This window comes from Streptomyces sp. NPDC005004 (assembly GCF_053600675.1).
In genome coordinates this window covers 56,071-83,069 of record NZ_JBSGAH010000002.1, presented here as the reverse complement: position 1 = coordinate 83,069, position 26,999 = coordinate 56,071, and the positions used below count along the sequence as shown (strand labels likewise).

Sequence of the window (26,999 nt, the reverse complement as noted above, 5' to 3'; positions counted from 1 at the left end):
GGCCGAGGACGAGCGCCAGCACCAGCGACACCGAGAGACTGAAGCAACAGGCGCCCCTGTTAGCTTGTGGAAAGGCCGGACGTGAACAAGCCCCTGCGCCGAATCGCGATCTTCTGCGGACTCCTCGTCCTGGCACTGCTGATCCGCGACAACTGGCTCCAGTACGCCCAGGCCGACAAGCTGCGCACGGACCCCGACAACCGCCGCGTCGCCATCGAGCGTTACGCCTACCCGCGCGGCGACATCATCGTGGACGGCAACCCGATAACGGGATCCGTCGAGACCAAGGCCGGCGACTACAAGTACAAGCGCACGTACAAGAACGGGCCCATGTGGGCGCCGGTCACCGGCTACTCCTCCCAGGCGTTCGACAGCAGCCAGCTCGAAAAGATCAACGACGGGATTCTCACCGGCAACGACGACCGGCTCTTCTTCCGCAACACCCTCGACATGATCACGGGCAAGCCGAAGCAGGGCGGCAACGTCGTCACCACGCTCAACGCCGCCGCGCAGAAGGCCGCGTACAGCGGTCTGAAGGCCCAGGGCGGCAAGGGTGCCGTGGTCGCGCTGGAGCCCTCGACCGGCAAGATCCTCGCGCTGGCCTCCTACCCGTCGTACGACCCGTCCTCCTTCTCGGGCGACCGCAACAGCGACTCGGCCGCCTGGCAGAAGCTGCAGAAGAAGAACGACTCCTCGGACCCGATGCTCAACCGGGCGCTGCGCGAGACCTATCCGCCGGGCTCCACCTTCAAGGTGGTCACCGCGGCGGCCGCGCTGCAGAACGGTCTGTACTCCTCGGCCGACCAGAAGACGAACTCGCCGCTGCCCTGGGTCATGCCCGGCACGCAGACCGAGCTGAAGAACGAGGGCAACCTGCCCTGCGAGAACGCGACGATGCGTGAGGCGCTCCGCGTGTCCTGCAACAGCGTCTTCGGCAAGATCGGCGCCGACCTCGGCAACGACAAGATGCTCGCCGAGGCCAAGAAGTTCGGCTTCGACTCCGAGCAGTTCGTCCCGGTCCGCTCCAACGCCTCGGTGTTCTCGGACAAGATGAACGACTCGCAGACCGCGCTGTCCTCCATCGGCCAGTACAACACCGCGGCTACCCCGCTGCAGATGGCCATGGTCGCCTCGGCGGTCGCCAACGACGGCAAGCTGATGAAGCCGTACATGGTGGACGAGCTGCAGTCCTCCAACCTCGACCCGATCGAGAAGACCGAGCCGAAGGAGCTGAGCCGCCCGCTGACGGCGCAGAACGCGCAGATCCTGCAGTCGATGATGGAGACCGTGGTCAAGTCGGGCACGGGCACCAAGGCGTTGATCGACGGGGCCACCGTCGGCGGCAAGACCGGTACCGCGCAGCACGGTGTGGAGAACAGCGAGAACCCGTACGCGTGGTTCATCTCCTTCGCCAAGCTCCCCGACAACAGCTCCCCGGTCGCGGTCGCGGTGGTCATCGAGGACGACAACGCCAACCGTGACGACATCTCCGGCGGCGGCCTGGCCGCCCCTATCGCGAAGAGCGTCATGCAGGCGGTCATCAGTTCCAAGAAGTGAGCCCGATCACGTCACCTTCACAACGGTGCACGTTGCGATACCGGTCCGGTATCGGGTTACCGGCTTGGCCAGGCCACACAGAGCGGGACGGGTACGGTAGGGCCCGGACGGCAGCCTCCGGCCGCACACACGTGCAGGCCGGGACCGACGGAGAGGGCTGGTAGGTAGCTATGGAAGAGCCGCGTCGCCTCGGCGGCCGGTACGAGCTGGGCCATGTGCTCGGCCGCGGTGGCATGGCCGAGGTCTACCTCGCGCATGACACTCGCCTCGGCCGCACGGTGGCAGTGAAGACGCTCCGCGCCGATCTCGCGCGCGACCCGTCCTTCCAGGCCCGGTTCCGCCGGGAGGCCCAGTCGGCCGCCTCGCTCAACCATCCCGCGATCGTCGCGGTCTACGACACGGGCGAGGACTACATCGACGGGGTCTCGATCCCGTACATCGTCATGGAGTACGTCGACGGCTCCACTCTCCGTGAGCTGCTGCACTCCGGCCGCAAGCTGCTGCCGGAACGCTCCATGGAGATGACGATCGGCATCCTCCAGGGTCTGGAGTACGCCCACCGCAACGGCATCGTCCACCGTGACATCAAGCCGGCCAACGTCATGCTGACGCGCAACGGCCAGGTCAAGGTCATGGACTTCGGCATCGCACGCGCCATGGGCGACGCCGGTATGACGATGACCCAGACCGCCGCCGTCATCGGCACCGCGCAGTACCTCTCGCCGGAGCAGGCCAAGGGCGAGCAGGTCGACGCCCGCTCGGACCTCTACTCCACCGGCTGTCTGCTCTACGAACTGCTGACCGTCCGTCCTCCCTTCGTCGGCGACTCGCCCGTGGCCGTGGCCTACCAGCACGTCCGCGAGGAACCGCAGCCGCCCAGCGTGTTCGACCCCGAGATCACCCCCGAGATGGACGCAATCGTCCTCAAGGCGCTGGTCAAGGACCCGAACTACCGCTACCAGTCGGCCGACGAGATGCGCCAGGACATCGAGGCGTGCCTCGATGGCCAGCCGGTCGGCGCCACCGCCGCCATGGGCGCGGTCGGTTACGGCGGCTACCCCGACTCCCAGGCCACCACGGCGATGCGCGCCGAACCGGCCGGGGCGACGACGATGCTTCCGCCGATGTCCCCGGACGACGGCGGCTACGGCTACGACGACCGGCCCGACCGGCGGCGCCAGCCGAAGAAGAGCAACAACACCTCGACGATCCTGCTCGTGGTCGCCGGTGTGCTGGTGCTGGTCGGCGCCATCCTGATCGGCATGTACGCGTTCGGCGGCGACCCGGCGGACAAGCCCTTCGGTGCGCCCAACCTCGTGGGCGTCAAGTACGCGTCGGACGCCAGGCAACAGGCCGACAACGTCGGTCTGAAGGTCACCGCCGAACGCAAACCCTGCGAGGACCAGCCCAAGGGCAACGTCTGCTCGCAGAGCCCGAAGGCCGGCACGAAGGTCAAGAAGGGCGACACCCTCGCCCTGGTCGTCTCCACGGGTGCCCCCAAGGTCACCGTACCCAGCGTGATCGGTCTCTCCTTCGACGACGCCCGCCAGAAGCTGGAGGGCGACGACTACAAGTTCACGGTCAAGAAGGACACCCGGGTCAGCACCGAGACCCCCGACCAGGTGCTCGACCAGGACCCGGTGGACGGCAAGCGCGTCCAGAAGGGATCGACGATCACCCTGGTCGTCGCCAAGGCGGCGGAGAAGGTCACGGTCCCGGACGTCACCGGCAAGAGCTGCGACGACGCGAAGAAGGCTCTGCGGGAAGCGGGTCTCGCCCCGAACGACAACTGCACCGAGTCCCCGGTCTCCGACCCGAACCAGAACGGCAAGGTGACGGGCACCAACCCGCCCGCGAACCAGCAGGTCAACAAGAACACGCCGGTCGCGATCACCGTCGGCAAGGCGCAGGACGACCAGCCCTTCACCCTGCCCGAGATCCGCAACCGCCCGCTCAAGGATGTCCGCCAGCAGCTCCAGGGCCTCGGCCTCCAGGTCACCGTCCAGGGCAACCAGGACGACGACGCCACCGTGGTCGGCTCCAACCCGGGCGTGGGCAACCCGGTCAAGAAGGGCGACAACATCACGGTGCAGACCGTGAAGCAGGGTGGCAACGGCAACAACGGCGGCTTCCCGAACATCTTCGGCGGCACGGACGGCTGACCCGCCCCGCCCGCTCCAGGCCCCCGACACCGCACGGTGCCGGGGGCCTGGTGCTTTCCGCACTCGTGCCCTCACCCGCGCGTCGGTCGTTGACAGGACATGATTGATCAGACCGCACTCCTGGAGTCCCGGGCCCTCCGCAGCTCCGTGCTGGATCGCACGGATGTGCTGGACCGGGTGAAGACACTCGCGCTGCTGCCGGACGGGTTGCATGTGACGACGGCGATGGTGGCGACGTACTTCGGGGTGAGTGTCGAAGTGGTCCGGCAGTTGGTCCGGCGCCACCACCAGGAACTCCGAAACAACGGCATGACCGTGCTGCGCGGCGCTGACCTGCGGAATTTCGAGAGTGACAACATGTCACTCTCGAAGGGAAGTTATCCACAGGCCCGCCGGAGCCTCACCCTCTACTCCCGCCGAACCGTCCTCAACATCGCCATGCTGCTCCGCGACAGCGGGGTCGCACGGCGGGTGCGCACCTATCTCCTCGACATGGAGCACCTGGCCCGCACCGGACTCCTGAACGAATCCGCCGACTACCCGGCCGAGCCCGCGACCCCCGAGATCCTCTCCCTGGCCGCCCTCGACGCCCGCATCGACCAGCGCGTCCACCACGTCCTCGGCCGCACCGTCGTCCCGATGTTCAACGCCCTGATCGAGACCTCGGGCGAGCACCACCGACGGCTGACCGCGCTGCACGGCGACGTCCGGCGGATCGAGAACCGGCTCAGGCTGCACTCGGCGCGGCTGCGGCGGCTGCAGGAAAGCTGGTGAGGGTCAGCGGAGTTCCTTCGGAGGCGTGCGCTTGCTGTCGACCTTCTGGACGCGTTCCAGTTCGCCCCAGACCACGTAGCGGTAGCGGCTGGTGTAGACCGGGGTGCAGGTGGTCAGGGTGATGTAGTGGCCCGGCTTCTTCTTGCCGGATTCCTCGGGGACCTGGTCGATGACGTCGACGTTGTACTTCGAGGTCTCCGGGAGGATCGCGTAGACCTTGTAGACGTACCAGTCGTCCTTGGTCTCGAAGACGACCGGGTCGCCCTCGCGGACCTTGTCGATGTTGTGGAACTTGGCGCCGTGGCCGTCGCGGTGGGCGGCGAGGGTGAAGTTGCCCTTCTTGCCCGTCATGGGGAGGACGGCCTTGTCGGGGTCGGTGTAGTAGCCCGCCACGCCTTCGTCGAGGACGTCGGTGGAGGTGCCCTTCTCCACCAGGACCGCGCCGTTGTGCATCGAGGGGACGTGCAGGAAGCCGATGCCGTCCTTGGTGTCGAGCTTGCCGGGACCGGTGTCGGCCGAACGGGCCCAGTGGTCGCGGACCTTGTCGGCCTGCCGGTCGGCGTGCCGGTCCGCGACGACGTTCGTCCACCACAGGGAGTAAACGACGAACAGTCCGAGGACCACGCCCACCGTCATGAGGACTTCGCCGAAGAAGCTCACCACCAGGGCGACAGGCCCGGGACGGCGCTCGGCGCTGCCCGCGCCGTACGCGTCCGTGTGTTCTTCGGTGTCGTCGGCGGTCGCTGCCACTCGTCCTCTGCCCCTGTTCGACTCGGCTCGACTACTCGATGAGCGCGTCCGGCTTGCCCTTGCTGCGCGGGCGTTCCTCGACCATCTTGCCCCAGACGATCAGCCGGTACTTGCTGGTGAACTCCGGAGTGCACGTGGTGAGGGTGATGTACCGGCCCGGCGCCGTGAAACCCGACCCCTTGGGAACCGCGTCCAGCACACTGGTGTTGGACGGCGGCGTCACCGGAAGCATCGAAGTGACCTTGTACACGAAGTACTTGTCCTGTGTCTCGACGACGACCGGGTCACCCGCGACGAGCTTGTTGATGTACCGGAACGGCTCACCGTGCGTGTTGCGGTGCGCGGCCAGACCGAAGTTGCCCGACTTGTCGTACGGCATCGCGGTCTTCAGCGGCGCCTCGCCGTAGTGCCCGACCATTCCCTTGTCGAGCACCCGCTTGTTGCTGACGCCCTCGGCGATCGGCACCACCACGTCCAGCTTGGGTATGTGCAGGATCGCGAAGCCCTGTCCGGGCTCGAAGACGCCCGGCGCCCGCTTGCCGCTCGCCCAGTCGTCCTGGAGCTGATGCGTCTCGCTGCCGGCCTGCGCGTGCGCGCGCACGTTCGTCCACCAGAGCTGGTAGGTCACGAACAGCAGCATCAGTACACCGGTGGTGATGAAGACCTCGCCGATCGCCCGGCTCGCCACGACCGCCGCGCCGGGCTTGCGCGCCCGCGCCCGGCGCCGGGCCTCGACCCGGGACAGCGGCCGCCCGGAGTCCGCCTCCGCCGAACTGGCCGCGTCCGCCGTGTCCTTGGCCCCACCGTGCCGTCCGCCGCCCCGCCCGCCGCCGCGCTTGGCGGCCTTCCTGCGGGCCGCGCGGCCGCCCGGAGCACCCGCGGCACCCGACCGGGCCGAAGCGCCCGCAGAGGCGCTCCCAGAGCCGCTCCCGGGGCCCGGAGGCGTCCCGGGGAGCCGCAGCGCCATCGTCTGCTCGCTGGAGGGCGGCTCCGTCGCGCCCCCCGGCACGCCCCCGTGCCCGTCCACGGCCGGCATCCGGGCCGTCGGCGGGTCGCCCGCGCCCGTGAACACCGGGCCGTAGGACCCGTACGGCGCCTCGCCGTACACATCCTCGCGCTCGGGGCGCAGCGCGGTCACGCCGTGGACCTGCCCACCACCGGGGCGAGCCCCGCCGACCTCGCCACGGCACCGCTGTCGCCGCACTCCGCCAGCCAGTTGGCCAGCATCCGGTGCCCGTGCTCGGTCAGCACCGACTCGGGATGGAACTGCACTCCCTCCACCGGGAGTTCCCGGTGGCGCAGCCCCATGACGATCCCGTCCTCGGTGCGGGCGGTGACCTCCAGCTCGGCCGGGACGGTGGCCGGCTCGGCGGCCAGCGAGTGGTAGCGGGTCGCGGTGAAGGGCGACGGCAGCCCGGCGAAGACGCCCTTGCCGCCGTGGAGCACCGGGGAGGTCTTGCCGTGCAGCAGCTCGGGCGCGCGGTCGACCACTCCGCCGTACGCCACCTGCATCGACTGCATCCCCAGGCACACCCCGAACACCGGCACACCGGTCGCGGCGCAGTGCCGGACCATGTCCACGCACACCCCCGCCTCCTCCGGCGTGCCGGGACCCGGCGAGAGCAGGACACCGTCGAAGCCGTCCTGGGCGTGGGCCGTGGTCACCTCGTCGTTGCGCAGCACCTCGCACTCGGCGCCGAGCTGGTAGAGGTACTGGACGAGGTTGAAGACGAAGCTGTCGTAGTTGTCGACAACGAGAATCCGCGCACTGCTCACTGGTGGTCCACCGTCACATCGTTGAAGGGCAGCAGTGGTTCGGCCCACGGGAACACGTACTGGAACAGGACGTAGACCACGGCCAGGGCGAGCAGGAGTGAGAGCAGGGCCTTCACCCACGTGTTGCCCGGCAGATGCCGCCAGATCCAGCCGTACATGCCGTCCCTTCCGTTCCTCACGGCACAGACTCACGCCGTACGGCACCAGACTAACGGCGCCGGACGGCCTCCCGGCCGTTGTCCACAGGCCGGGTCGACACCCGGACTTACGTGCCCCAGCGCCGATCACCTCAACGTGTGACGGAACGGGTTTCGGGGCGCCCCTCGCCGATCTCTCACGAAGCGGCTCCCGGAGCTTCCCGTGACGCTCCTACTTCGCCGGCCGCGCGTAGTGCAGGTCCACGGTGCCCGTGTAGCCGGGCAGGGTCACGTCGCCGTCGTCCGCGACCTGCCAGCCCAGACCGTAGACGTTGACATACACCATGTACGTCTGAATCGCCTTGCTGTCGGCCAGCGCCTGCTTGAGCCGCTCCGGGTCGCCGACCGCCGTGATCTTGTACGGGGGCGAGTAGACGCGGCCCTGGAGGATCAGGGTGTTGCCGACGCAGCGCACCGCGCTGGTGGAGATCAGCCGCTGGTCCATGACCTTGATGCCCCGGGCGCCGCCGTGCCACAGGGCGTTGACCACGGCCTGGAGGTCCTGCTGGTGGATCACCAGGTAGTCGGGCTGCGGCTCGGGGTAGCCGGGGAGCTTGGCGGTGGCGTTGGGCGGGGCGTCGTTCAGGGTGACGGTGATCGCCTTGCCGGTCAGCGCGTGCGTGCCCGCGTCGCGCTCCAGCCCGCCGAGCTTCCGGTCCTGGGTGCGGCTGCTGCCGTCGTCGCTCTCGGCCAGGGACTCCACGCGCTCGCGCAGGGTCGCGTTCGACTCGTCGAGGCCCTTGTTCTTGCGGCTGCGCTCCTGGATCAGGTCGGACAGCTTGAGCAGCGAGGTGTCGGTGCGGATGTCCGTGCCCTTGGCGGTGTCGAAGCTGGTGAAGAAGATCAGCCCGGCCAGGGCGAAAACGCCCGCCGTGAGGATCCGCACCGGCTTGAGGCGCACGCGGGGACGGGTCGGACCCGTTGATCCCGTACCGGGGGAGTCGGCAGAATTGCTCAACGTACCCTTATCTCCTTCGGCGCCGTAGAAGCACTACGCTAACGGACGCCCGGGGGAGCGCTCAGTGTGCCCTTACTGTCCCCTTGTACGCTGCCCCGAGCCCGACCCGTTACCTGCGCGGCCACGCAGCGCATCGACAGGAGAGACCCTCGTGCCGAAGTCACGTATCCGCAAGAAGGCCGACTACACGCCGCCGCCGGTGAAGCAGGCGCAGGCTGTCAAGATCGGCAACAGCGCCTGGGTCGCGCCCGTGATGCTGGCCATGTTCCTCATCGGCCTGGCGTGGATCGTGGTCTTCTACGTGACCGACGGCTCGCTGCCGATCGACAGCCTCGACAACTGGAACATCGTGGTGGGCTTCGGCTTCATCGCGGCCGGGTTCGGCGTCTCCACGCAGTGGAAGTAGCGGGGCCGCACGACGGGGCCCGGGGCACCTCTGCCCACGGCCCTTCACTGAGTTATCCACAGCCTTGGGCAGAGTTTCCACATGTGCCTGGGGAAAAGAAACTACGATCTGTGGATAACTCATCGATCGTTGACGCCGGTGTGACTGCCCTACCGGCTGCGGAACTGCCGCTGCCCCCTGTCTGACCTGCGGGAACTCATCCGAGCGACAGGGGGCACGCCTGTTCCCGCACGCTGTGCACAAGATCGCACACACGCTGTGGACAACGGTTCGGATCAGGTGAGCTGAGCCGTTCTCACCAGGGTGAGAATCGCCACCACGACGAGCACCAGCGCGCAGGCGCCGTACTGGATCAGCGCCCGCCGGTCGCGCGGGGCGTGGATCATCGCGTAGCCGACGCCGAGACCGGCGACCAGGCCGCCGATGTGGGCCTGCCAGGCGATACCGGGGACCTGGAACGTGATGATCAGGTTGACCACCAGCAGCGCGATGACCGGCCGCATGTCGTACTTGAGCCGCCGCACCAGGACGACGGTGGCGCCGAAGAGGCCGTAGATCGCGCCGGAGGCCCCCAGGGAGGGCTCGTTGGGCGCGACCATCAGATAGCTGAGCGCGCTGCCCGCGAGTCCGGAGACCAGGTAGAGGGAGAGATAGCGGGCGCGGCCGAGGGCGGCTTCGAGCGGGCCGCCGATCCACCACAGGCTGAGCATGTTGAACGCGATGTGCAGAAAGCCGCCGTGCAGGAACATCGCGGTCAGCAGCCGGTAGTACTGACCGTCCGCCACACCCTGGACGCCGAGCTGCGGGACGAGGGCGTTGCCGATCAGCTCGAAGCGGTTGGTGAAGGCGCCCCCGACGACCTGCTGGATCACGAAGAAGACGAGGTTCAGCCCGATGAGCACCTTGGTGACGAGCCGGGGGTCGGCGGTGTGCCGCCCTCCGGCGAGGGTGCGGGGCGCGGCGGCGGGCGGAGCCGGGTGGGCGGCGCCGGGAGCGGGGGTGTGCGCGGTGCCGCGCACGCACTCGGGGCAGTGGAAGCCGACCGAGGCGTCGACCATGCACTCCGGGCAGATCGGCCGGTCGCAGCGGGTGCAGCGCACGCCGGTCTCGCGGTCCGGGTGCCGGTAGCACGCGGGCAGGCTCCGGGCGTCCCGGGCGCCGGCTGCGGCCTGGTCCATGAGATCCCCTTGTCCGTCGCGGGACATCACCGGGCGATACCCCGCCCTGCCCATCCTTACGGACGAGCGGGGCGTTTGGTTCCCCTGCGGGTTTTTCGTCCCCGCCTCCACGCCGCCCGGCTTCGGCGGGCTACCCGGCGGTCTCCATGTTCTTCCCCGTCTGGTCCTCTCCCCGCTCCTGCCCCGTCCGCTCCACGACCACGGTCAGGATCACCACGTCCTCCACCGGCCGGTGATCACGCCCGGTGGGCACGGCCGCGATGGTGTCGACCACCTTGCGGCTCTCCGCGTCGGCGACCTCACCGAAGATCGTGTGCTTGCGGTTGAGCCACACGGTCGGGGAGACGGTGATGAAGAACTGCGAGCCGTTGGTGCCCGGCCCGGCGTTGGCCATGGCGAGGAGATAGGGGCGGCCGAAGGACAGGTCGGGGTGGAACTCGTCCGGGAACTGGTAGCCGGGGCCGCCGATGCCGGTGCCGAGCGGATCACCGCCCTGGATCATGAAGCCGCTGATCACCCGGTGGAAGACCGTTCCGTCATAGAGCGGGTCCGTGCTCTCCGCGCCGGTCTCGGGGTTCTTCCAGGCGCGCTCGCCCTGGGCGAGTTCGACGAAGTTTCTGACGGTGGCCGGGGCGTGGTGCGGGAACAGCCGGACCCTGATGTCGCCGCGATCCGTCTTGAAAGTGGCGTAGAGCTGCTCGGCCACGGGGTGCCTTCCCTGTTGCTTCCGTCGTTCGTTTCCGTCGTCATTCCCGGAAAGGCTTCGATCGTCGCACGCCGTGGGCGGGCGACCCCCGGACGGCCACGAGTTCCGCGCCGTACTGCCACCGGTTCGCCGCGGAGAGCGGCGCGCGGCGGGGATTCGTGGCAGGGTCGGCGGTGGGGCCGTTGCCCGGATTTCCGTACGTGTGAAGCGATCGGCACCCGTATGCCCGCTCGCACATGCCGTGCGAGCCCCGGACAGGCATGATCCGTAACAGGGTGGACAGTCGACATACCGTACCGCCACCGAGGAGGAGGTTCCCGTGACCCGCATCGAGAGCGTGCGCGCCGCGACCGGCTCGGCGAAGGACAGCGTGCTGCACGCCGCGGACGTGGTGGCGCCCTACGCCGACACGGCCAAGGAGCGTGCCGCGTACTACGCGCAGGAGGCACGCGTACGCCTCGCGCCCGTGATGTCCCAGGCCGCCGACCAGGCCCGCGTGCAGTACGACGCGCTGCTCGCCCCGCGTCTTGAGCAGGCCCGCGCCCATGTCCCGCCGAAGGTCGACCAGGCCGCCCAGGACGCCGCGGAGCGCACCCGCAAGGCCGCCAAGCAGGCGGCGGAGTACTCGCGTCCGAGGATCGAGCAGGCCGTGGCCGCGGCCGCGCCGGTCTACGACGAGGCCGCGACGCGCGGTGCCGCCGCCCTGGTCGCGCTGCGCGGCAATGTCTCCGCCAAGCAGATCAAGAAGCTGGCCCGCCGCAACGAGCGCCGCGGCACGGCCCGCAGCGTGCTGAAGTACGCGGCCCTGGCCAGCATCGTCGCCGGCACCGCGCTGGCCGTGTGGAAGTGGTGGGACAAGCAGGCCAACCCCGACTGGCTGGTCGAGCCCCCCGCCGCCACCGAGATGCCCGACGCCGCCCGCCTGCACTCGGTGGACGGCACCGGCACCTCTCCCCTGGACCCCGAGGTCCGCGCGAAGCAGAACGAGGAGGACTCGTCCAACGGCGACGAGAACAGGTGACGACCGGCTCGGCCGTCGTCAGCGGGCCGCGGGGGCAGGCGGGTTGCGCACCGCCTGCCCCTCGCCCTGTGGGCGGTCCCGTGCGCGTGAGGCGTCCGGCGACCGCCATGTGCCGGTGACTACCAGGGCAGTTCCCCGTTCTCGTCCTGGAAGGTCCCCGTCGGGCCGTCCGCGCCGAGCGTCGCCAGCCGCACGACGACCCGGGCACTCGCCTCCGGCTCCCTCCCGATGCCGAACGCCGCGGTCATGTCGGTCGCGGTGGGGCCGGGCTCGACCGCGTTGAACTTGATGCCCGGATACGCCTTGGCGTACTGGACCGTCAGCATGGTGGCCGCGGCCTTGGAGGCGGAGTACAGCGTCAGCGGCAGGGTGGACTCCAGCCGGTCCGGGTTGGTCACCGCCCAGAACGAACCGGCGCTGCTCGACACGTTGACGACGACGGGGTTCGAGGACCTGCGCAGGAGGGGCAGCGCCGCCTCCGTGACGCGCACGACGCCCACCGCGTTGGTGTCGAAGGCCCTCAGGGCGGCGGGTCCGTCGATCGTTCCCTCCGCCAGAATGCCCGCGTTGTTCACCAGGACGTCGAGGCGGCCCTCCTCCGCGTCGATCCTCCGCAGCGCGTCGCGCACGGACGCGTCGTCTGTCACGTCGAGCTGGACGAAGCGCGCGCCGAGCGCCGCCGCGGCCTTCTCGCCCCGGTCGGCGTCGCGCGCTCCGACGTAGACGACGTGGCCCGCCGCCAGGAGCTGCCTGGCCGTCTCGTAGCCGATGCCCTTGTTGGCTCCGGTGATCAGTGTGATGGTCATGAACGTCCTCTCGAAGGCGGCCCGGCAGGGCCGTTGCCGGGGATCAACGGGTCAGCCGGCGGCGGAGTTCGCCCGCGTCGTGCAGCGCGGTCATGTGCACGAACCGCCCGTCGCGGACCTGGTAGACGGCGTATTCGGTGATCTCGAAGGAGGCGCCGGTGGGAGTCACGCCGAGCCACTCCTTCACCGGCGTACCCGTGTTGACGAGTCGTGCGGCCAGCCGGTCGCCGTCGAAGAGCAGTTCCTCGAGCTCCCAGTGGAGGTCCGGAACCGCGTCCACGTCGCGCTGCTGCACCGCGAGGACGTCGGCACGGGCGGCCGGCTCCCCGTTCAGGGTGATGCGGTCGGCGATGAACTCGTCCATGCCGTCGAACTCGTGGGCGTTGAGCGCGTCGATGTAGCGCAGGTAGAACGCGCGCAGATCGCTGTCGGACATGAGGGCCCTCTCCGCTCAGATCTGGTTCATGCCGCCGTCGACGTACAGGCTGGAGCCGGTGATGAAGCTGCTCTGGCCGGAGGCGAGGAAGGCCACCGCCGCGGCGGTCTCCTCCGGGCGGGCGAGCCGGCCCAGCGGGACGCGTGCCGCCAGTTGCCGCTTGAACTCCTCCGGGGTGGTGGTGAGCCCCGACAGCGCGGGAGTGTCGGTCGGGCCGGGCGTGACCGTGTTGACGCGGATGCCGCGCCCCTTGAGTTCGTTGGCCCACGTCCGGGCGAGCGAGCGGGTGGCGGCCTTGGTCGCCGCGTACACGCCCATCCCCTCGTCGCCGGTGTCCACGGTGGTGGAGCCGTTCAGGATGACGGACGCCCCGTCGTTGAGCAGGGGCAGCGCCTTCTGCACGGTGAACAGCGTGCCGCGGACGTTGATGCCGAAGAGGGTGTCGACGTGCTCCTCGGTGGCCTCCGCGAGCGGCACGAGCGAGGCGATGGAGGCGTTCGCGAACAGGACGTCCAGACCCTGTCCCCGGGCGCGGACCGCGTCGTAGAGGCGGTCCGGGTCGGCGAGGTCCGCGATGTCGCCGACCACCGGGGTGGCGGCCGGGCCGATCGCCTCGGCTGCCGCGTCGAGCTCGGCCTTGCGTCGGCCGGTGATGAACACGTGCGCGCCCTCCGCCGCCAGCCGTACGGCGCTGGCCAGGCCGATTCCGGTACTGGCGCCGGTGACGAGAGCGGTCTTTCCGTCCAGCAGCCCCATGACGAACAGCTCCTCGAATTCCGCATCAATCGCTACAGAATTCCACCGTAACACTTCTGTAGCGATCGATGCGGAAGCAGTAGGCTGGGATCGTGGAGACGAAACGGACCAGCCCCGTCGGCCGACCACGGGGATTCGACGCCGACGAAGCCCTTGAGCGCGCCATGCTGTTCTTCTGGCGGCACGGCTACGAGGGGGCCAGCACCGCCGGTCTGGCGAAGGCGATGGGCATCTCCACCACGAGCATGTACGCGGCCTTCGGCAACAAGGAGCAGTTGTTCCGCCGGGCCCTGGAGCGCTACACGGAGGGCCCGAGCGCCTATCTGGTCCGGGCCGTGGAGGAGCCGACCGCCCTCGGTGTCGCCACCGCGGTCCTGGCCGGCGCGGTGCGCACCACCACCCGCCCGTCCCACCCGCAGGGCTGCCTGGGCGTCTCCGGCGCCCTGACCACCAGTCACTCCGGGGAGGAGGTCCGCGACCTCCTCGTCTCCTGGCGCGACAACGGCTACCGCTGCCTCGAGCAGCGCTTCCGGCGAGCCGTCGAGGAGGGCGACCTGCCCGCCGACACCGACCCGGGCCTGCTGGCCCGTTACGTCACCACCGTCGCCTACGGCATCGCGGTCCAGGCCGCGAGCGGTGTCTGCCGCGAGGAACTCCAGGAACTGGCCGATGCCGCCCTGCGCACCTGGCCGCTGCGCTGAGCAAGGCGTCGGCACGGCGCCGGCACGACGCCGGCACCGTGCCGACGTTGTGAACGCGAAGAGCCCCCCTGACCCGCGTTTCCGCAGGTCAGGGGGGCTCTCGGGGTGTGGAGCCTAGGGGAGTCGAACCCCTGACATCCGCCATGCAAAGACGGCGCTCTACCAACTGAGCTAAGGCCCCGTGCAGCAGCGTCCGGCCGGAGAAGGTCTCCCGGCGGTCGCCGCAGACCAGAGTACCGGGTCACCCCGGGTATCCGGCAAAAACTTTGGGGCTCCCCCCGTCCGAACACGCTCCGTAGGATGCTCGACAAGGTTCGCGTGAGCGAACCGCGGTTCAATGGGGAAGCGATGGGGAGACGCAATGGACGCCGCACAGCAGGAAGCGACCGCGAGAGCGCGGGAGCTGCAGCGGAACTGGTACGGGGAGCCGCTGGGGGCGCTCTTCCGTAAGCTCATCGAGGATCTCGGGCTCAACCAGGCCCGGCTGGCGGCGGCTCTCGGCCTGTCCGCTCCGATGCTGTCGCAGCTCATGAGCGGCCAGCGCGCGAAGATCGGCAATCCTGCGGTGGTCCAGCGGGTGCAGCTCCTTCAGGAACTGGCCGCACAGGTCGCGGACGGCAGCGTGAGCGCGGCCGAGGCGACCGAGCGGATGGACGAGATCAAGAAATCCCAGGGCGGCTCCGTGCTCAGCAACAACACCGCGCAGACGACGAACAGTTCGGGCGCGCCGACCGTCAAGCGCGTCGTCCGCGAGATCCAGTCGCTGCTGCGCTCCGTGGCCGCCGCGGGCGACATCATCGAGGCCGCAGAAAGCATCGCCCCGGCCCACCCCGAGCTGGCAGAGTTCCTCCGGGTCTACGGCGCGGGACGCACCTCCGAGGCGGTCGCGCACTACCAGTCCCACCAGAGCTGACCGCCGCCCGGCGCGCGTCCCGGTGGGGGTCGGGACGCGGACCGGACGGCGCACCGGACCAGGGGGAGGAGCCGCACGCATGGGTGAGGTGTTCGGCGGCCGGTACGAGCTGGCCGACCCGATCGGGCGCGGCGGTGTGGGCGCCGTATGGCGCGCCTGGGACCACCGGCGGCGGCGTTACGTGGCCGCGAAGGTGCTCCAGCAGCGCGACGCCCACGCCCTGCTGCGATTCGTCCGCGAACAGGCCCTGCGTATCGATCACCCGCACGTCCTGGCTCCGGCGAGCTGGGCGGCCGACGACGACCAGGTGCTGTTCACGATGGACCTGGTCTCCGGCGGGTCGCTGGTGCACCTGGTCAACGACTACGGCCCGCTGCCGCCCCGCTTCGTGTGCGAGCTGCTCGACCAGCTGCTGTCCGGCCTCGCCGCCGTCCACGCCGAGGGCGTGGTGCACCGGGACGTCAAGCCCGCCAACATCCTGCTCGAGGCGACCGGCACCGGCCGCCCCCGGCTGCGCCTTTCCGACTTCGGCATCGCGATGCGCCTGGGCGAACCCCGGCTGACGGAGACCGACCTCGTGGTCGGCACCCCGGGCTATCTGGCGCCCGAACAGATGCTGGGCGGCGACCCGGACTTCCCGGCCGACCTGTTCGCGGTGGGGCTCGTCGCCCTGTACCTGCTGGAGGGCGCCAAGCCGGACGCCAAGGCGATCGTGCGGTACTTCATGGAGCACGGCACGCCGAGTGCGCCCGCACGGATCCCCGAGCCGTTGTGGCAGGTCGTGGCGGGTCTTCTCCAGCCCGATCCGGGGGCCAGGTTCCGCTCGGCGACGGGGGTGCGCAAAGCGCTCGCCTCTGCCGTCGAACTCCTGCCGGAAGCCGGTCCCGACGATGAACCGGTCGAGATCTTCGACCAACTCGGGCCACTGCCGGACGGGTTCGGACCGGACGGTCCGGCCAAGCGGGCCTCCGGGGTACGGCCCGACGCCGTGCGTCCCGATGCTGGACGCCCGGAGGTGGTGGGCCCGGACGCTGCACGTCAGTACCCGCCTCCCCCACCCGACCCCCGCACCGTCCACCCCGCCATGTCCGACACCGGAAGCTTCCATCTGCCTCCCCCCGCTCCCCGGGAAGCGTCCGGCACCCCCGTGCCGCGGTCGGTGTCCGCACCCCCCGCTCCGGCCGGCGAAGCCCCGACCGTCGCTCCTCCAGCCGAACCCCCGACCGCCCCGTACACCGCGCAGGGTCACCGCGCGACCTCTCACCGCCACTCCCGCCGCCGCCCGGGTCCTCCGGCCAAGGTGGCCGTCCCCGTCGTGCTGCTCGCGCTGGCCTGCTACGCCGTCGGCTTCTGGGCGCTGGTACGGATCTGAGCCCGGCGGGCGGCCAGAGTCCAGGCGCCGAGGCCGAGCAGCAGCGCGGTCCCGGTGCCGATGCCCCCGGCCGCGAGGAGACGCATCGTGGTGCCGTCGTCCCCGCTCTCGTCGGTGATCGCGTCGTGCCAGTCCTGGGAGCTGACCTCGAAAAGGCCGTCCGGCACCGACTTCCCGGCGTACCGGGGCCCGTCGTGCGGGTGGCCGTCGAGTTGCACGGTCAGCGTCACCTCGTAGGGACCGGGCCCGAAGCTGTCGGCCAGGCGCGAACTGACGTGGACGACCAGGTAGTACCGGCCGGCGAAGCGCACGGTGTTCTCGTCGTCGGCGACCGCGTAGCGGTTGGCGTACGCCACGGGCGGCACGGGCGGCAGGGCGGCGGTGCGGGGGGTGCCGGTGAAGCCGAGGGAGGCGTCCTCGACGCGGCCGCGCGCGGGGTTGTGCAGGGCGAGGTCCAGGGCGCCGCCGACGTAGCCGCTGCCGCTCGCGGCGCCGAGTTCGGCGGTGGCGTGGAGCTGCTGCCCCCAGCCGACGGGCACCGCGTAGAAGAGGGTGGTGCCGGGGGCGGCACGGGTGCGCCAGATGCCCTCGCCCAGCGGGCGCGCGGTGGCGAATCCGGCTCCGCCCGACCGGGTGCGGGCGGTGCCGACGGGCGGCCGGGGCGTGGCGGAGTCCCAGGTGGCGGGCGGGGTGGTGGGGCCGGCCGTAGTCGGGCGGGACTCCGTGACGGGCGCGATCTCCAGGTCCCAGGTCCGGCCGGATCCGGAGCCCCCGCTGTCCAGGCGCTCGACGAGCAGGTAGTACGTCCCCGCACCCGCGCACAGGGTCCGGCCGGTGTCGCGCTGGGCGAGCGCGGTCACGGGCCGCGGGCTGAGGGCGGCGCCGATGGTGGCGGAGGCGTAGGAGCAGGCGTTGCCGTCGGTGTCGCGGAGCGAGACCCGGATGCCGTCGGTGGAGGCGACGGGGGTGCCCGCCGGGGGGACGGCGGTGACGGGGACGTAGGCGGTGGCCTTCGCGGTGAGGTCGAGGCGGTAGTAAAGCTTTCCGTGGGCGGAGAGTGAGCTGCGGTAGGTGTGGCCCGCCGTCAGCGGCCGCGCCGCGGAGATGCCGGGTTCGCCCGACACAGACTCGGCGCCGGTGGCAAAGGCGTACGGCCGGGGTGTGGACGGTGCGGCTTCGGCGGTCCCGGCCGGGGTGACGGCCAGGACGCACAGGAGGCTCGCGGCGAAGAGGGCGGCGGTGCGGCGGGGGAGGTGGCGCTGCCGGCCGGTCCGGGGGCCCGGTGCCGGCGCCGACGACGGCCGTCGCGCCCGTGCGGTGGTGAACCTCCGCAGTACCCGCCCCGCGCGTCCTCGCCCCCGCATGGACACCCCCGGTCCCTCCCGCATCGTCCGCACCACGCCTGGGCCCATCCTGCACCGGGGGCCCTTGCTCCATCCGGGCATTCCACGCGGCTGTCCGAAAGGTCCGGGGCGTCCCCGCGGGCCTACACCAGCCTCCGGAGCCCGGCAACCGGAGACGGCCGCCCCCGGACAACGCGGAACCCCGGTCGCTCGGGGCGGCCGGGGTTCGGTTCAGATCGTGGTGCCGGAGTCAGGAACCCGTGGGCACGGAGTCGGTGGCCTCCGTCCACAGGTCCTGCTCGGCGCGATCCGCCTGGATCTGGCGGTACACGAGGAGACCGCCGATGGCGGCCAGTGCGACCAGGAGCAGCTTCTTCACCGCGCGACCTCGTCTTTCCTTGGCGTTGGGGACCTCTGGCGCCCGACTATACACACCGGCCGATATCGATCGGTGACCTGCGTCGGGGGCTGTCGCACGCCTCAACTCCCGCTTCCCCGCCCGCGATAGCCGAGCGGAAGGGCGCTCGTCCGGAGGGTGACCACAAGGGCGCTCACACCCGCGCGCACGGTCAGTTTTCTCCCACTTCATTCTCATCACCTGGTTTTGCGGGGTTATCCGGGCTCTTGCGGCCATCCGTGTGGTGTTCATCTGAACATCGACGCGCCACGGCGCGAGGTCCACCACTTCGGGTCGCTCATACACATCATGAGGAAAGTACGCAAATCGCCCAACCCGAAAGTGAGGGGACATGGCCCGCACCAAGGTCATGAAGCTGTGGACCGCGTTCGTCACCGCCTTCCTGGCGCTGTGCACGGCGCTCGGACTCGCCACCGCGACCGCCCCGACGGCGGCCGCCCGGACCGGAAGCCCGACCGAGAGCCCGAGCCGGAGCACCGAGCACCACACGGCGCCGACGACCACCACGGCGGCACAGCACAGGATCTGGCCCCACGCCAGAACCCTGCCCCCCACGATGAAGCAGCGCATCCGGGCCGAGGCCCACGGAAAGTCGCCCCACTGCCGGAGCCGCTCCCGCACCACCGGTGACACCGTGACGAAGATCCCGCACCGGCTGTACGTCCCGGAACAGACGGAGAGCGGCGACCGCCACACCCAGCAGCTCGACTGCTGAGGAACCCCTCGGTCCCACAGAACCGCTGACGTCTCGACACCCGGCGACTTGCGTACGCGACCGTCGATGCGAAACCCCTGGCCGACCCGGCCGGGGGTCAGCGCTGCATCCGCCGCGGCCCCATGCCGCTACTCCTCCAGCACCACGGCCCGGGAGGGACACTTCTCCGCCGCCTCCCGCACCGCCGGATCGTCCCCGGCCTCCTCCTGGCCGGGCCGGACCACGCCGTACCCGTCCACGAAGTCGAACACCGCCGGCACCCGGAACGCGCAGTCGGACGAGCCGTAGCAAGCGTCCCGGTCCACGGAGACCTTCATGCGTCCTCCCCTTCTCGGGCGGCGGGCCCGGGCCACGGGAACCGGCTCCCGCGCGGGCTGCCCCCGCGCCCAGCACGACCCTGCCCCCTCGGCACCCGCCTGAACCGGACCCGAGGCCAACGCGGACACCGCGCGCCACCGCCCGTCCGGCACCGGTCCCTCCCCTCGTGGGGACCGGTACCGAACCGAGCGGGGGTCCGGGAGCCCCGCGCCGCATCGGCGTGTCCGGCGCGAGGTCGTGCGGAGCGGATACGGACACCACCCGGGCTCCGAGCCGGGCGACACGGACCCACCGGGCACGTCCCGGCGAAGTTGACCGAGAACTTTCGACGCCCCGAGGCTCTGTCCCGGCGGCCGGACCCTTGGCCTGTCCGAACGGTGTGTGACAGCTCCGCTACCACGTCGTGATCCTGCCATCCGGTGCGCCCGCAGAGGAGATCCCCGTCCCCCGGAGCAGAGCTTTCGCCCAGGTCAGCCGTATAGGGTGAGTTTTCCGGTCCGGACGTCCAGAAGCGGGGGAAGTAAGGGGTGGGACCTTGGGTTCCGACTCAGGGGCACGCACAGCCTTGGCCGAGCGCCTCGCCCTGCTCTACCGGGAAGCCGGAAATCCGCCCCTCAAAAGCGTGTCCGAGGCCGTCGTCCGGCTCCAGCGCGTGGACGAACGCGGGCGGCCGGTACGGGTCTCCGCGCAGCGCATCAGCGACTGGCGGCGGGCCAGGAACGTACCCGCCCAGTTCACCGCCCTCGCTGCCGTCCTGCAGATCCTGATCCCCGAGGCCCGGCGCGCACGGCCCACCCCGGTCTCCGGCGGGCTGTACGACCTGGCGCAATGGCAGCGACTGTGGGAGACGGCGCTGGCCGATCCGGTGGGCGATAAGACGCAGCCGCAGGCGGGGGCGGAGAGGCGGCAGCCGCCGTCCCAGGCACCGCCCGTGCCGGAGAGCGTCTGCCCCTACCGGGGGCTCACGCCCTACCGGCGGGAGGACGCGCGGTGGTTCTTCGGCCGCGAGCGCGGTACGGACGCCCTGGTAAGCCAGCTCCGCACCGCCGGGCGCACGGGCGGCCTGGTCATGCTGGTCGGCGCCTCGGGCGCCGGAAAGTCCTCCCTCCTCAACGCCGGCCTCGTCCCGGCCGTGCGGGACGGCGCCCTGGGCGATGACGGCGGCCCGGTGCTGCACCTGGTCCCGGGCGCCGATCCGCTTGGTGAGCTGATCCGGCTCGTCCCCGCCCTCGAACCTCTCGTCGCCGAAGCCCTCACGGCCGAGCGGAAGGCCGCACGTGATCCGTCGGTGCCCCGTGCGGACACACCTCGGCTGGCTCGGGCGGTCCGTGGGGTGGTGGATGCGTGGGCTCGGGGCACGACGGAGGGCGGGCTCGTCGTTTCACGTGAAACGAAGGCGACTGACTCATCCGTTTCACGTGAAACAGAGGCCGGCACTTCCGTCGTTTCACGTGAAACAACGCCCGTGGTTCCACGTGAAACACCCATGCCCATCCCCGCCCCCCGCACCGAACGACACTCCCGCCCCGTCCTGATCGTCGACCAGTTCGAGGAGACCTTTACGCTCTGCCCGCACGAGGCCGAGCGCCGTGTCTTCCTGCGCTTCCTGCACGCCGCCTGCACGCCCGGGCCGTCCACGCCGGATCCGTCCGCACCTGGCGCGGCCGCGCCCGTCCTCGCCGTCCTCGGCATACGCGCCGACTTCTACGAGGAGTGCCTCGGCTACCCGGAACTCGCCGACGCCCTTCAGCACCGGCACATGGTGCTCGGTCCGCTGACCACCGCCGAGCTGCGCGAGGCGGTGACCGGGCCCGCCAAGGCGGTGGGGCTGGAACTGGAGGCGGGCCTGACCGAGCTGATCGTGCGCGAGGTGACCGCCGACGGCCCGCGCGGAGCACACGACGCAGGGGTGCTGCCCCTGCTGTCGCACGCCCTGCTCGCCACCTGGCAGCGCCGCAAGGGCGGTCGGCTGACTCTCGCCGGATACCGCGCGGCCGGCGGCATCCAGGGCGCCGTCGCCGCCACCGCCGAGCGCGCCTGGTCCGGCCTCGACCCGGCCGCACGCAGTGCCGCCCGGCTGCTCCTGCTGCGCCTGGTCCGGCTGGGCGAGGACACCCACGCCACGCGCAGGCGCGGCACCCGGCGCCAGCTGGCCGAGGAGTCCACCGACCCGGGCAAGACCGAGGAGTCGCTGGAGGCGCTGGTGCGCGCCCGGCTGGTCACCCTGGACGCGGACACCGTCGAGATCACCCACGAGGCGCTGCTGCACGCCTGGCCCCGGCTGCGCCACTGGATCGACGACAACCGCACCGAGCATCTGCTACGCCAGCGCCTTGAGGAGGACGGCCGGGCCTGGGAGTCCTCGAACCGGGACAGCTCGCTGCTGTACCGGGGCTCCCGTCTGGAGCAGGCCCGCGACTGGGCCGAGTCGGCGGGGGACACCTATCTGACGCGGGGGGCGAAGGAGTTCCTGGCCGCCTCGGTACGGCTGCGCCGGCGCACGGTGCTGATCAGCCGGGCCGCGGTCGCGGCGCTGGTGGTACTGGCCGTGCTCGCGGCGGGCTCGGCGGTGATCGCCTCGCGGCAGCGGGACGACGCGGTGTTCCAGCAGGTGCTGGCCGAGGCGGACAGGGTGCAGCACACCGACCCCTCGCTCGCCGCGCGTCTGGACCTGGTGGCTCATCGGCTCCGCCCGGACGACGACGGCGCCTACAGCAGGCTGATCTCCATCGTGAACGCCCCGCTCGCCACCCCGCTGTCCGGCCACACCGGGGCCGTCTACCTCACCACCTTCAGCCCCGACGGCCACACCCTCGCCACCGCGAGCTACGACCGCACCGTCCGCCTGTGGGACACGACCGACCGGAAACACCCTGCCCCGCTCGGCACACCGCTGACCGGCCACACCGGCTGGGTGAGCAGCGCGGTGTTCAGCCCGGACGGTCACACCCTCGCCAGCGCGGGCGACGACGGCACGATCCGGCTGTGGAACACGACCGACCGGAAGCACCCGACCCCGCTCGGCGCTCCCCTCACCGGACACAAGGGCACGATCTATCTGGTCGCCTTCAGCCCCGACGGCCGCACGCTCGCCAGCGCGGGCGAGGACCACACCGTACGGCTGTGGAACGTGGCCGACCCGCGCCGGCCGAAAGCCCTCGGCACGCTGCGCGGCTCCACCGCGGCGGTGCGCTCCGTGGCGTTCAGTCCCGACGGGCACACCCTGGCCTCGGGCGGCGACGACGACAAGGTCCGCCTGTGGAACGTGGCCGATCCCCGGCGCCCCCGGGCGATCCGCCGGATGCTCACCGGGCACACGGACCTGGTGCACTCCGTCGCCTTCAGCCCCGACGGCCGCACCCTGGCCAGCGGCAGCGCGGACGACACGATCCGGCTGTGGAACGTCGCGGACCCCGGGCGTCCGGCCCCGCTGGGCGGACCGCTGACCGGGCACACCGGGCCGATCTGGTCGGTGGCGTTCAGCCCGGACGGTGGCCGTCTCGCCGCCGCCAGCGCGGACAGCACCGCCAGCCTGTGGAACGTCGGCGATCCGGCGTCTCCCTCACAGGTGGGCGAGCCGCTCGCGGGCGGCAGCGGCGAGATGTACGCCCTCGGGTTCAGCCCGGACGGCCGTACGCTCGCCACCGGCAGCGGCGACGGCAAGGTCCGGCTGTGGTCGGTGCCGGTCTCGGACATGATCGGCCGGGTGGGCGCGTTCCGGCCGGACGGCAAGGTGCTCGCCACGGCCGCGCGGGACGGCCGCATCCGGCTGTGGAAGGTGACGGCGCCCGGACGCCCGGTGCCGCTGTCCGCCCCGTTCATGCCCGCCGACGGGGGCGAACGCTCTCTGACGTACTCTCCCGACGGCCGCACCCTCGCCGTCCTGACCGGCACCGGCTCGGTCCGCCTCTGGAACGTGGCCGATCCGGCCCACCCGGTCCCCGCCGGGCGTCCACTGCGGCTACTGACCCGGTTCATGGGCTCGGACGCGCTGGCCTTCAGCCCCGACAGCCGCGTCCTGGCCACGGCCTACGACGAGCACCGGCTGCGGCTGTGGAACGTCGCCGACCCGGCGCGTCCGGCGCCGCTCGGCAAGCCGCTCTCCGGCCACCGCGGGTACATCAACGGCCTGGAGTTCGCCCCGCGCGGCCACGTCCTGGCCAGCGGCAGCGCGGACGGCACGATCCGGCTGTGGAACGTGCGCCGCCCTGCGCGCCCTGTCCCGCTCGGCCGTCCCCTCACCGGCCACTCGGGCCCGGTCAACGCCCTGGCGTACAGCCCGGACGGGCACACCCTCGCCTCCGGCGGCGACGACGACACGGTCAGGCTCTGGAACGTCACCGACCCGGCCGTCGCGGTCCCCGTCGGCCGGATCCTCACCGGTCACACCGAGGCGGTCACGTCGCTGACCTTCAGCGCGGACGGGCACACGCTGGCCAGCGGAGGAGACGACAACACGGTCCGGCTGTGGGACGTCGCCGACCCGGCGTCGGCCGCGCCCATCGGTCAGTCCATGAGCCCGTACGCCAAGACGGGCAACTTCCTGTCCTTCAGCCCCGGCCGCCAGATCCTCGGGGTGTCCAGCGGCGCCGACACGGTCCGCCTGTGGAGCCTGGACACCGACGCGGCGATCCGGCACATCTGCTCCCTCACCCGGGACGTCCTCACCCCGGCCAGGTGGCACGAATACCTTCCCCGCCTCTCCTACGACCCGCCGTGCCGGGAATGACCCCCCAGGATCAGCCAACTCCCCCAATCTTCAAGCCTGTTGCCCACCCCCCTGGCTCGCTCCACCCTCTCCGACCTTGTACCCTTGGCCATAGCCCGACCGCTGACGCATCCCCCGTCGTCAGCGGTCGGGCCTTTGCGTCGGGCGCGAAGTGGCTTGATCGGCACGGGCGTTGACCAACGCGGCGGTAGGGTCCGCCGAATGGATCTCCGCGCATCCCTGTCCGTGCTGGGCAACCGGCCGTTCCGCCTCCTGCTGGCGGCCCGGCTGATCTCCGCGAGCGGGTCGGCGATGGCGCCCGTGGCACTCGCCTTCGCCGTCCTCGGCTTCGACGACCGCCCCACGGCGCTGGCGACCGTCCTCGCGGGCAACACCCTCCCGCAACTGGTGCTCCTGCTGGCCGGGGGCGTCGCCGCGGACCGGTTCTCCCGCCGTGGCGTCATCATCGTCGGCAACCTGGCGGCCGCCCTGTCCCAGGCCGGCGTCGCCCTCCTGGTCGCCACGGGCACGGCCGACGTCGCGCGGGTGGCCTTGCTGGCGTGCGTGACGGGCGCCGCGAACGCGCTGATGTCTCCGGCCATGAACAGCCTGCTGCCCCAGCTCGTGGACGCCCGGCACCTCCAGGAGGCCAACGTCCTCGTCCGGCTGCCCACCAACGTCCTGAGGATCGCCGCTCCGGCGCTGGGCGGCGCGCTGGTCGCGCTGGTGGGCCCGCAGTGGGTCCTGGGCTGGGACGCGGCGAGCTTCACCCTGGCAGCCGCGCTGTGCGCCTTCCTGACCCTCTCCGGCACGGCGAGGACCGTCCCCGGCGTCTCCGTGCTGCACGACTTCGGCACCGGCTGGCGTGAGTTCGCCCGCCGCCCCTGGATCTGGTCGTACACCCTGTCCGGGACGGTCGTCGTGGCCCTGTGGCTCGGCGGTTACCAGCTCCTCGGTCCCGTCGTCCTGGCCCACGAGGGCCTGGGCGCGGCGGCCTGGGGGATCGTGCAGGGGAGCTTCGCCGTTGGTCTCGTCCTCGGCGGTCTCGTCGCCCTGCGCTGGAGGCCCGAGCGGCTGATGATCGCGTGCGTGGCCACGGGCCTGCCCATGGCCCTCCCCCTCGCGGTGCTGGCGACCGGCCCTCACCTCGCCCTGCTGGCCACCACGGCGGCCCTGGCCGGCATCGGCCTCGACCTGTCCATCGTCTACTGGAACACCGCCCTCCAGCAGGAACTCCCCGCGGACGTCCTGGGCCGGGTGACTTCCTTCAACGCCCTCGGCGAGCTCCTCGCCGTCCCCCTCGGCTACGTCCTCGTCGGCCTGACCGCCACCACCACGGGCACGACTCCTGTCCTCCTCACCTCCGCCACCCTCATCCTCGTGGCCTCGGCCGCCCTGTTCGCCGTCCCCAGCCAGTGGACGATCCACCGCGCCCCCCGCACACCGGCACCCGAGCCCGCGACGGCGTGAACACCGCCGTCGGTCAGTGCGGACCGCGCCGCGGCGGCCGCAGCAGAGCCCGGACGACGACGGTCTCGAAGTGCCACGCGACCCATCCGGTGAACCTTCGGAACGTCGAACGGCGCAGGGCGCAGAGCCAGACGTAGGCGGTCAGGGAGACGCAGAGACACCCCCAGCTCTGCCACCAGAAGTCCCACCCCGCCGGATCCCGGCTGACGAGCAGCCAGAACCCCCAGACCGCCACCGTGGCCCCTTCCCACGCGGCAAGCCCCGCCCCGAGCACATGCCCTTGAGCCGCCCAGCGGGACGCGAGAAGCCCGACCGGAATCTGGACACCCACATGAAGCATCAGCACCCAGAGCATCAGGCCCAGCCACTGGCCGTAGGTCTGCGTCGACACGGCCGGCAGCAGATGCATCCCGATCAACAGCAGCACGCCACTCACGTGCATGGCCACCAGGTTCAACGGCACATGCCACCCCGCCACCCACCGACGCGGCTCACCACTCACCCGCACCACGACCTCCCCCAAGGACTCCGACGGGCCCCCACCCTGTCCGGATCCTACTGACGGCCCCCCGGGAAAGCCGAAGACCCCCGGCCCAAGTGGACCGGGGGTCTTCGCAGATGTGGGGCTAACAGGATTTGAACCTGTGGCCTCATCCTTATCAGGGATGCGCTCTAACCAACTGAGCTATAGCCCCGCCGCGCTCTGCGGTGTATGTCCCGCGCGCTGACTCCTGAAGATTAGCGCACGACCGGGGCAGTCCCAAAATCGGTTGTCGGGGGACGGTCACTCGTCCTCGGCGAGGGTCAGCTCGACGCCGCCCACGAAGCCCGCGGAGAGGTTGTAGATGAAGGCGGCGAGGGTGGCCAGCGCCGTCGCGAGGACGACGTCGATCACGGCGATGATCGTCGCGAACATCAGGACGTGCGGCAGCGAGAGGTAGGACTGCAGGTCGAAACCATTCGCCTCGCTGGACCCGGTCGCCTCGGAGATCGTGCCGCCCACCGTGGAGAACACGCCCATCGCGTCCATGACCATCCACAGCACCGCCGAGGCGACGATCGTGCAGATGCCCAGCGCGATGGAGAGCAGGAAGCTGACCTTCATCACCGACCACGGGTCGGCCTTGGCCACCCGCAGCCGTGCCTTGCGGGTGCGCGGCGCCGTGCGGGCGCCGGTGCGGGCGACGCGCATGGCATCCGCCGGCGGCTGCGCGGGGTAGGCCTGCGGCGGGTGGTAGGGCCCGGCGGGCTGCTCGGGGCCGCGCTCACCGGGGAGCGGCGAGCCGGCGGACTTGCCCTCCGCGGCCCCATCCTGTCCGCCGCGGGTGTCCGTCACAGTGCCCCCCTGGGATGCGTCCGGGTCCGCCTCGGCGGGCGGGACCGGCTTGAGGTTCGTCGTGGGCGGGTCGGCCGGAGCGCTCCCCGGACCCGCCTTCCCCTTCTTGCCCGCAGTGTTCCCTGTGTTCGCGGCGGAGCCACGGCCGCCGCCGTCCGTCTCCGTACCCGTCGAGGTACCGGCCGATCCGGCGCCCGTGGCTCCGCTCACGTCTCACTCCTC

The 26,999-nt window shown here is 71.1% G+C and carries 26 protein-coding genes and 2 tRNA genes; 11 read left to right on the top strand and 17 right to left on the bottom strand.

Going from position 1 to position 26,999, the window contains the following annotated elements:
- Nucleotides 1-81: 81 nt before the first annotated feature.
- The 3 genes from ACWEEU_RS02685 (at nucleotide 82) to ACWEEU_RS02675 (ending at nucleotide 4,493) form a co-directional block, all read left to right on the top strand.
- On the top strand, nucleotides 82-1,557 hold the full coding sequence (locus ACWEEU_RS02685; RefSeq protein ID WP_385739102.1) for a peptidoglycan D,D-transpeptidase FtsI family protein: 1,476 nt from the start codon (nucleotides 82-84) through the stop codon (nucleotides 1,555-1,557).
- A 170-nt stretch (nucleotides 1,558-1,727) separates the two neighbouring features.
- Nucleotides 1,728-3,719: a Stk1 family PASTA domain-containing Ser/Thr kinase gene (pknB, locus tag ACWEEU_RS02680; protein ID WP_385739105.1), complete on the top strand. Its 1,992-nt coding sequence runs from the start codon at nucleotides 1,728-1,730 to the stop codon at nucleotides 3,717-3,719.
- Between the two features lie 99 nt (nucleotides 3,720-3,818).
- Nucleotides 3,819-4,493, top strand: a complete 675-nt coding sequence (locus tag ACWEEU_RS02675) for a restriction endonuclease (RefSeq protein ID WP_451727709.1) — start codon at nucleotides 3,819-3,821, stop codon at nucleotides 4,491-4,493.
- Nucleotides 4,494-4,496: 3 nt separating this feature from the next.
- On the opposite strand, the gene ACWEEU_RS02670 is transcribed toward ACWEEU_RS02675, so the two are convergent.
- The 5 genes from ACWEEU_RS02670 to ACWEEU_RS02650 form a co-directional block, all read right to left on the bottom strand.
- Nucleotides 4,497-5,243, bottom strand: a complete 747-nt coding sequence (locus ACWEEU_RS02670; protein ID WP_385739111.1) for a class E sortase — start codon at nucleotides 5,241-5,243, stop codon at nucleotides 4,497-4,499.
- 31 nt (nucleotides 5,244-5,274) lie between these two features.
- Nucleotides 5,275-6,381, bottom strand: coding sequence for a class E sortase (locus tag ACWEEU_RS02665; protein WP_451727706.1), 1,107 nt, complete (start codon nucleotides 6,379-6,381; stop codon nucleotides 5,275-5,277).
- Nucleotides 6,378-7,019 (bottom strand): aminodeoxychorismate/anthranilate synthase component II, encoded by a 642-nt coding sequence (locus tag ACWEEU_RS02660; protein ID WP_385739117.1) that lies wholly within the window; start codon nucleotides 7,017-7,019, stop codon nucleotides 6,378-6,380. Before ACWEEU_RS02660 ends, ACWEEU_RS02665 begins: the two co-directional genes overlap by 4 nt.
- Entirely contained in the window at nucleotides 7,016-7,198 is a 183-nt protein-coding gene (locus ACWEEU_RS02655; protein WP_199581873.1) for a hypothetical protein, read from the bottom strand. The genes ACWEEU_RS02660 and ACWEEU_RS02655 overlap by 4 nt, the downstream gene beginning before the upstream one ends.
- Before the next feature lie 190 nt (nucleotides 7,199-7,388).
- Nucleotides 7,389-8,174: a DUF881 domain-containing protein gene (locus ACWEEU_RS02650; protein ID WP_385739120.1), complete on the bottom strand. Its 786-nt coding sequence runs from the start codon at nucleotides 8,172-8,174 to the stop codon at nucleotides 7,389-7,391.
- Between the two features lie 151 nt (nucleotides 8,175-8,325).
- Between ACWEEU_RS02650 and crgA the strand changes: the two genes are divergently transcribed.
- Nucleotides 8,326-8,580, top strand: a complete 255-nt coding sequence (gene crgA / locus ACWEEU_RS02645; RefSeq protein WP_199581577.1) for a cell division protein CrgA — start codon at nucleotides 8,326-8,328, stop codon at nucleotides 8,578-8,580.
- Between the two features lie 275 nt (nucleotides 8,581-8,855).
- Here the strand turns inward: crgA and ACWEEU_RS02640 are convergent, their stop codons facing one another.
- A complete protein-coding gene (locus ACWEEU_RS02640; protein WP_451727701.1) occupies nucleotides 8,856-9,758 on the bottom strand; it encodes a rhomboid family intramembrane serine protease in 903 nt (300 codons plus the stop codon).
- A gap of 130 nt (nucleotides 9,759-9,888) precedes the next feature.
- Nucleotides 9,889-10,464 carry a peptidylprolyl isomerase gene (locus tag ACWEEU_RS02635; RefSeq protein ID WP_385739126.1) on the bottom strand — a complete coding sequence of 192 codons (576 nt, stop codon included), beginning with the start codon at nucleotides 10,462-10,464 and terminating at the stop codon, nucleotides 9,889-9,891.
- Nucleotides 10,465-10,783: 319 nt separating this feature from the next.
- Between ACWEEU_RS02635 and ACWEEU_RS02630 the strand changes: the two genes are divergently transcribed.
- The gene (locus ACWEEU_RS02630) at nucleotides 10,784-11,485 is read left to right on the top strand and encodes a DUF5324 family protein (RefSeq protein WP_385739129.1); all 702 of its coding nucleotides are present in this window, start codon (nucleotides 10,784-10,786) and stop codon (nucleotides 11,483-11,485) included.
- 119 nt (nucleotides 11,486-11,604) lie between these two features.
- Here the strand turns inward: ACWEEU_RS02630 and ACWEEU_RS02625 are convergent, their stop codons facing one another.
- Genes ACWEEU_RS02625 through ACWEEU_RS02615 form a run of 3 tightly spaced genes read right to left on the bottom strand, consistent with a single transcriptional unit; the run spans nucleotide 11,605 to nucleotide 13,483 of the window.
- A complete protein-coding gene (locus tag ACWEEU_RS02625) occupies nucleotides 11,605-12,291 on the bottom strand; it encodes an SDR family NAD(P)-dependent oxidoreductase (RefSeq protein WP_385739132.1) in 687 nt (228 codons plus the stop codon).
- A 43-nt stretch (nucleotides 12,292-12,334) separates the two neighbouring features.
- Nucleotides 12,335-12,727 (bottom strand): ester cyclase, encoded by a 393-nt coding sequence (locus tag ACWEEU_RS02620; protein WP_451727696.1) that lies wholly within the window; start codon nucleotides 12,725-12,727, stop codon nucleotides 12,335-12,337.
- A 15-nt stretch (nucleotides 12,728-12,742) separates the two neighbouring features.
- Nucleotides 12,743-13,483 carry an SDR family NAD(P)-dependent oxidoreductase gene (locus ACWEEU_RS02615; protein WP_451727693.1) on the bottom strand — a complete coding sequence of 247 codons (741 nt, stop codon included), beginning with the start codon at nucleotides 13,481-13,483 and terminating at the stop codon, nucleotides 12,743-12,745.
- Nucleotides 13,484-13,575: 92 nt separating this feature from the next.
- Between ACWEEU_RS02615 and ACWEEU_RS02610 the strand changes: the two genes are divergently transcribed.
- Nucleotides 13,576-14,184 (top strand): TetR/AcrR family transcriptional regulator, encoded by a 609-nt coding sequence (locus ACWEEU_RS02610; RefSeq protein ID WP_385739141.1) that lies wholly within the window; start codon nucleotides 13,576-13,578, stop codon nucleotides 14,182-14,184.
- A 108-nt stretch (nucleotides 14,185-14,292) separates the two neighbouring features.
- Here the strand turns inward: ACWEEU_RS02610 and ACWEEU_RS02605 are convergent.
- Nucleotides 14,293-14,365: transfer RNA gene (locus ACWEEU_RS02605), tRNA-Ala, on the bottom strand.
- Between the two features lie 180 nt (nucleotides 14,366-14,545).
- Here ACWEEU_RS02605 and ACWEEU_RS02600 point away from each other — a divergent pair.
- A complete protein-coding gene (locus ACWEEU_RS02600; RefSeq protein WP_385739144.1) occupies nucleotides 14,546-15,097 on the top strand; it encodes a DNA-binding protein in 552 nt (183 codons plus the stop codon).
- 79 nt (nucleotides 15,098-15,176) lie between these two features.
- Complete coding sequence (locus tag ACWEEU_RS02595; RefSeq protein ID WP_385739146.1) at nucleotides 15,177-16,469, top strand: serine/threonine-protein kinase; 1,293 nt, start codon at nucleotides 15,177-15,179, stop codon at nucleotides 16,467-16,469.
- Here ACWEEU_RS02595 and ACWEEU_RS02590 read toward each other — a convergent pair.
- Nucleotides 16,433-17,857, bottom strand: coding sequence for a hypothetical protein (locus tag ACWEEU_RS02590; RefSeq protein WP_451727688.1), 1,425 nt, complete (start codon nucleotides 17,855-17,857; stop codon nucleotides 16,433-16,435). The two genes, ACWEEU_RS02595 and ACWEEU_RS02590, sit on opposite strands and share 37 nt — an antisense overlap.
- A 205-nt stretch (nucleotides 17,858-18,062) precedes the next feature.
- Nucleotides 18,063-18,191, bottom strand: coding sequence for a DLW-39 family protein (locus ACWEEU_RS02585; protein WP_003999697.1), 129 nt, complete (start codon nucleotides 18,189-18,191; stop codon nucleotides 18,063-18,065).
- Nucleotides 18,192-18,561: 370 nt separating this feature from the next.
- Here ACWEEU_RS02585 and ACWEEU_RS02580 point away from each other — a divergent pair, with 370 nt between their 5' ends.
- The gene (locus ACWEEU_RS02580) at nucleotides 18,562-18,945 is read left to right on the top strand and encodes a DUF6344 domain-containing protein (protein ID WP_451727685.1); all 384 of its coding nucleotides are present in this window, start codon (nucleotides 18,562-18,564) and stop codon (nucleotides 18,943-18,945) included.
- Between the two features lie 128 nt (nucleotides 18,946-19,073).
- Here ACWEEU_RS02580 and ACWEEU_RS02575 read toward each other — a convergent pair whose 3' ends face one another.
- A complete protein-coding gene (locus ACWEEU_RS02575) occupies nucleotides 19,074-19,262 on the bottom strand; it encodes a ferredoxin (protein WP_385739155.1) in 189 nt (62 codons plus the stop codon).
- A gap of 536 nt (nucleotides 19,263-19,798) precedes the next feature.
- On the opposite strand from ACWEEU_RS02575, the gene ACWEEU_RS02570 reads away from it, so the two are divergent.
- Both ACWEEU_RS02570 and ACWEEU_RS02565 read left to right on the top strand, forming a co-directional pair.
- A complete protein-coding gene (locus tag ACWEEU_RS02570; RefSeq protein WP_451727681.1) occupies nucleotides 19,799-23,992 on the top strand; it encodes an nSTAND1 domain-containing NTPase in 4,194 nt (1,397 codons plus the stop codon).
- A gap of 201 nt (nucleotides 23,993-24,193) precedes the next feature.
- A complete protein-coding gene (locus tag ACWEEU_RS02565) occupies nucleotides 24,194-25,441 on the top strand; it encodes an MFS transporter (protein ID WP_451727678.1) in 1,248 nt (415 codons plus the stop codon).
- 13 nt (nucleotides 25,442-25,454) lie between these two features.
- On the opposite strand, the gene ACWEEU_RS02560 is transcribed toward ACWEEU_RS02565, so the two are convergent.
- The 3 genes from ACWEEU_RS02560 to ACWEEU_RS02550 form a co-directional block, all read right to left on the bottom strand.
- Nucleotides 25,455-25,883: a hypothetical protein gene (locus tag ACWEEU_RS02560; protein ID WP_451727675.1), complete on the bottom strand. Its 429-nt coding sequence runs from the start codon at nucleotides 25,881-25,883 to the stop codon at nucleotides 25,455-25,457.
- 179 nt (nucleotides 25,884-26,062) lie between these two features.
- Nucleotides 26,063-26,136, bottom strand: a tRNA-Ile gene (locus ACWEEU_RS02555).
- An 89-nt stretch (nucleotides 26,137-26,225) separates the two neighbouring features.
- The gene (locus tag ACWEEU_RS02550) at nucleotides 26,226-26,987 is read right to left on the bottom strand and encodes a DUF3566 domain-containing protein (protein ID WP_451727672.1); all 762 of its coding nucleotides are present in this window, start codon (nucleotides 26,985-26,987) and stop codon (nucleotides 26,226-26,228) included.
- Nucleotides 26,988-26,999 lie beyond the last annotated feature (12 nt).